At 70.7% G+C, this 5168-nt stretch carries 4 protein-coding genes; all 4 read right to left on the reverse strand.

Features of this window, described 5'->3' with window-relative positions; genetic code table 11:
- Window positions 1–2221, reverse strand: a 2221-nt coding sequence (locus AC1DP0_RS17735; protein WP_478086923.1) for a putative baseplate assembly protein, incomplete at its 3' end; no start/stop codon positions are given.
- Complete coding sequence (locus AC1DP0_RS17740) at window positions 2218–2649, reverse strand: GPW/gp25 family protein (RefSeq protein WP_478086928.1); 432 nt, start codon at window positions 2647–2649, stop codon at window positions 2218–2220. The genes AC1DP0_RS17740 and AC1DP0_RS17735, both read right to left, overlap by 4 nt.
- Window positions 2646–4322, reverse strand: a complete 1677-nt coding sequence (locus tag AC1DP0_RS17745; protein ID WP_478086931.1) for a hypothetical protein — start codon at window positions 4320–4322, stop codon at window positions 2646–2648. Before AC1DP0_RS17745 ends, AC1DP0_RS17740 begins: the two co-directional genes overlap by 4 nt.
- A complete protein-coding gene (locus AC1DP0_RS17750; protein WP_478086934.1) occupies window positions 4319–5029 on the reverse strand; it encodes a phage baseplate assembly protein V in 711 nt (236 codons plus the stop codon). The genes AC1DP0_RS17745 and AC1DP0_RS17750 overlap by 4 nt, the downstream gene beginning before the upstream one ends.
- Window positions 5030–5168: the final 139 nt, after the last annotated feature.

A 5168-nucleotide genomic window follows, 5' to 3' on the forward strand; every position in this document is an offset into this window, starting at 1 on the left:
GCCCGCCGACGAGGGGCGACAGGAAGGTTCGCACCGCGTCGGTGACGCTCTGGTTGAGGATCGAGGGCACCTGCCCGGGCAGCGGCACGACGGCTATCGACACCCACACCGGGACGTAGGCCGGGCCGCGGACGTGCAGCTCGGTGGTCACGAGTCGCCGGGGGCCGAGCCAGCCGCAGACGGCGTCGAGGAACTGCCGGTCGGGCACCGGCGTGGCCGGGTGTGCCGGATCGGACCGGGGGACGACCAGGACGGTGACCATCCCCGGCCACTCCTGGTCACCGGTCGCGTCGGCGTTGAACAGCGGGAGGATCTCGACGCGGCCCAGGTCGATCCCGGGGGTCCTCCGGGTGAGGTCGCGGAAGTCGTCGATGGTGACGAGCCGGTCGCGGTGGCGAAGCCACCCCGCGATCGCGGCCTCTCCCTCCGCCACGGACTCGCCCGCACCCGCGCCCCAGGTCGCCAGCGGGTTGGTGAGGGCGAAGCCGCCGGGCAGGGCGACGGACTTGTCGATGCCGCCGATCGCGACGTTGCCCTGCTCTCCACCGCCGTACCAGTACGACACGCGGATCCGCGCGCCGCGCGTGGGCCGTGAGCCGTTCAGTCCCGAGCCGAACATGATGGTCCCGGCGGCCGGGTCGAGGGTGTACACGCGGTCGTCCGGTCCGGCCGCGAACAGGTCGTCCACCTCGCGCCAGGTCTGCCATTCCGAGCCGATGTCCTGCACCTCGACGGTCACCGGGTCGGCGCCGGCACCGGGGAGCGCGATGGTCAGCACGGGGGAGTGCGCGAGCGTGCCGACGTGGTACGGAGTTCCCGGCGCGAGACCCAGCGACTCCTGCCTGACGGCGACGGCCTGCACCGCCCGGGTGGCGTTGACCCCGACCCACGTGATCCGGCCGGGCAGGGTCGACGCGGTGGACCTGTTGCGCGTGGTGCCGTCGTCGGTGCAGCCGGTGCACGAACCGCCGCACGACCCGCCGCAGCCGGTGAGCGACACGTCTGCGGCGCCGGTGCTCGTGACCGTCGGGGTGGCCGCCACTGTCGGACTCGTGCTGCCGCGCCCACAGCCCGTCGCCGCGGCGCCGGTCGACGTGCTGCCGCTGGTGGCTCCCGGCGCTGCTGTGGGCGCGCCACCCGAGACGGCGATGGGTGTTGCGGCCTGGGCCGAGGCGGCGGGCTCATCTCCCTGCTGCGGGTAGCGCAACCGGATCCACGTCACGAGGCGGGACGAGATCTTCGGGTCGTCCAGCCGAGGCGGGAAGTCGCCGGTGCCCTCCTCCGCCGGGTCGAAGTCCCAGCGCAGCAGGCGCTCGTAAGGCGGCAGCGTCACCTGGACGAGTCCGGGGGCGTCGAGCACGGGCTCCGCATAGGTGAATGGGAGCCGGGCGTATGCGGCCGGGCCCGCGCCGAGCCCCGTGCCCGCCGCGTCGAGCGGGTCCGAGGGGTCCGGCGCCGGTGCGGCGATCTCCACGACCAGGCCGGGGTCGGCCGTCGTCGTGCCGGTGCGCTCGGGCAGCAGGACCTGACCGGGCACGGCAGCGGTGGGGAAGATCCCGATCGACAGGGTCTGTCCGGCGATCGCCCGGCGCACGTCGACGAGCGAGGCACCCTTCTGCGCCTGGAGGGCGATCCAGAGCGACCGGTCGATGGTTCCCGTGACGGGATCGCCGAGGTCGACGACCGGGTCGGGTTTGCCGGTCGCCGGCGGCTGGAGCTCGACGGGCCGGTAGAAGTCCAACACCTCGGTGTCGGTCGACAGGAAGGTCTGGTAGATCCGCTGGTACCTGGCCAGGGACTCCGGGTCCAGCTGCTGTGGCTGCTTGTAGTAGACGGTCGCCGTTACCGGCAGCACCGCCAGCGGTGTGTCGGTGACGAACCGCACCTGCCCGGCGCGCAGCTCGGTGCCCGCCTCGACCGCGAACGGAGGCTCCAGCGGCGCCTTCACGTTGGTGACCGTCACCAGTCCCACACCTGGTGATGCCGGCTTCAGCCCGATCCCGAGCATGCTGAGGAACTTCAGCCGGTTCGCCTCCGGGATGCGGTTGCTGCGGTACAGGAGGTTGTCGACGAGGAACGCGAACAGCTCGACGATGGTGACGCCGGGGTCGTTCTCGTTGAGGTTGGTCCACTCCGGGGTGTGGACCGGGACGCGTGAGCGCGCCTCTGCCACAAGCTGTTCGTAGCTGCGGTCGTCGAGGACCGGGATGGGGATCGTCATCGGGTCACCTCCATGGCCGTGGCGTCCGGGGCGACGGTCACCCGGAGCTGTTCGGCGAGACCGGTGGCAACGAGCGTGTAGCTGATCGACACGTCGACCGCGCGCGGGTCGCCTGGGTTGACGGTGGCGGTCACGTCGTCGAGCCGAACCCGCGGCTCCCACCGCGTGATGGCAAGCTGCACGTCCTCGGAGATGAGGCGCAGCGTGGCGACGCTGTTGGGCTCGTAGAGATAGCGACGGAGCCCGCAGCCGTACGTTCCGAGCTCGACCCGCTCGCCGGGAAGAGTCCGCAGCAGGGTCGCCAAGCACTCGCGGACGTTGAGCTCGCCCTCGGACCATACGATGCCACCGGCCGGGCCGACGCGTGGTGGGAACGACAGGCCTCGGCCGTAGAGACCGGCGCCTGACGCAGTGGTGCTGGCCGTCATGGTGTCGGCCCTGCCGATGATCTCGGGGGTACCGGGATGGGGAAGCAGATCTTGAGGAACGGCAGCCACCAGAAGACGAAGTTGAGCAGGAGCAGGACGACGAACATCAGGATGAAGGCGACGAGGAAGATGATCTGCAGTGAGAAGGAGCAGATCATGCCCAGGCCTGCCGACGGGTTGATCCCGTCGCCCTTGAGCACGCCTGGCGTGACCCCGTTGAGGATCCTTTGCAGGGAGGCCGGCGTCTCGATCGCGACGCCGCGCTTGAACGCGCGCAGGTGGGTGATGTCGGGCGCCTGGATCAGGATCTGCCGGGCGGGGGCGTCGGCGGCGAGGGCGCGCGCCAGCTGGAACGTGTGCGTCGGGGCGCTGACCATATAGCAGCACGGGTCGTACCGCAGGACGACGCGGATGACGTAGGTCGCACCGGTGCTCTTTCCGCTCGCCGGCGTCGACGGCGTCCCCGTCGTCGTCGGCGGTGGCTCCTCCTGGATCATGCCTTCGAGCTCGGGCGGCACCTGCGCCTGGGCCCCGCTGTCGTCGAGAGTCTTTCGGGCGTCGGCGCCCAGCAGGTTGGCGTTCGAGGCGGCACCGGTCAGGTCGTAGTTCGACCCGGGCACGTTGTGGTCGTCGCCCACGAGCAGGCCGCTGCAGTCGTTCTGCGGGTCGAACAGGGTCAGGAGCGCGTTCGCGACGGTGACGCTGCCGGGGGTGGTCCCGACCCGCGTCGTGACGGTCGTCGCCTGAAGGTGTCGCACGAAGTCCCCGTAGACGCCGGTCGGCAGGTTCGCGTTCGGGGTTCCCAGCAGGTCCCACACCTGGGTCTTGAGGTACGTCCGCACCCAGTCGCCGAGGTCCAGCAGGATGTAGAGGGAGGCGTACTCCCGGTTGCTCGACGTCGCGTTCGGGTCGGTCACCGACGGTGCCGTCGGCAGGGCGCTCCACGGCTGGACCACCCGCTGGAAGAACCAGTCCAGGGCCGGGTTCGGGATGGGCAGGTTCGGGTCGGTGTTCGAGCTGCGTAGCTTGTCCAGCGCTCCGGCCGGGTCGGCCATCGGCCTGACGAGCGTGCGCTCGAGCCCGACGGGCACGTAGCCGAACCAGAGGGCGCGCCCGGTGCCGCCGTCGAGCCCGAGACCCAGGGCGGCGGTGATCGAGCCCGATGCGGCATACGGCGTGACCGGCGCGCGGTGCATCGGCAGCTGCTTCTCGCCGTCGGCGACCCCGTGGTCGGGTGCCGTCACCCAGGTCCCACCGGATTCGTCTGGTACGAAAGCCTGCTCGCCGCCGGAGGTCACGCGTCGCATGACGAAGAAGACCGCTTCGTGGCGTTCGGGTCGCAGAGTGTGGTCGGGGATGCCCGGGCGCCGGCACGCGAGGGTGGCGCTCACGAGGTAGTAGCGCTGGCTGAGTGGCTGGTAGAGACGGAACGGAGCCGTGGCCGTGCCGTCGGTGGTGGTCTCCGGAGCAAGCGCGGCGAGGTCGGCGGCCGACCCGCTGCTGCCGGCGAGCATCGACAGGAAGTCGTCGACGAAGTCGTCGCCGCGCAGCTCGCTGATCCACGGCTGCGTCAGCTGTGCACTGCCGGCGGGCGCGCTGTCCCACAGCGGTGCGGGTGCCAGCCACTGGACGATCTCGGAGCGCCCTGCCGGGGCGACGGCCACGGCGGTCACCAGATGTTCCCGGCGCCGGGGGTGTAGCTGGAGCTCACCGTGGTGGTCGTGATGTTGGTGTCGGACTTGACGACGCCGGTGAAGGTCGACATCGGGGCATCGACCTTAACGGTGGCCGCGCTCACGGAGACCGAGGTCGCCGTGATGGTGACCTTGGCCGAGGAGTTCAGCGTGATCCCCCCGGGCGCCAGCTCCACGTAGTTGCCGGAGGAGTCCTCGAGCTTGAGGGTGCTGCCGCTGTCGGCGAGGGTGACCTTCTGGCCACCCGGTGTGGACAGGGTCAGCGTGACCGCCCCGTCGGTGTCGTCGAGCGCGATCCGGATGTCCTGGCGCGAGACGATCGCCTTGACGTTGTTGGCGGAGTCCATGCTCACGGGCGGAGCGTCCTGGCCGTTCCACAGCGACCCGATGACGAAGGGGTGGTCGGGGCTGCCGCTCTGGAACGCGACCAGCACCTCGTCATCGACCTCGGGCACGAACCAGGTGCCGCGGTCCGGACCCGCCATCGTCGTCGCGAGCCGGGCCCACGTCGAGAAGGCGTCGTTGCCGCTGTCGAGCCAGGGGAAGCGCACCTTCACCCGTCCCTGACCGTCGGGGTCCTGGTTGTCCTCGACGACGCCGACATACACGCCGTAGAGCCGTGGCGAGCCGGGTGTGTTGATCCGAGTGCCGGTCACCACGGTCGGTGCGATGCCCACGACGCTCATGACACGGCCCCCAGACCGACCCGCTCCACGTCGAACTCCGTCTCGTAGCCATGGACGAGCTCGAACCGGTGGCACGTGCGCACCACGCGGTACGTGCCGTTGAAGAGGTTTCCGAGGCCCTGGAGGGTGACCCGCGCGC

It is taken from the genome of Terrabacter sp. P5_B1, assembly GCF_056400505.1.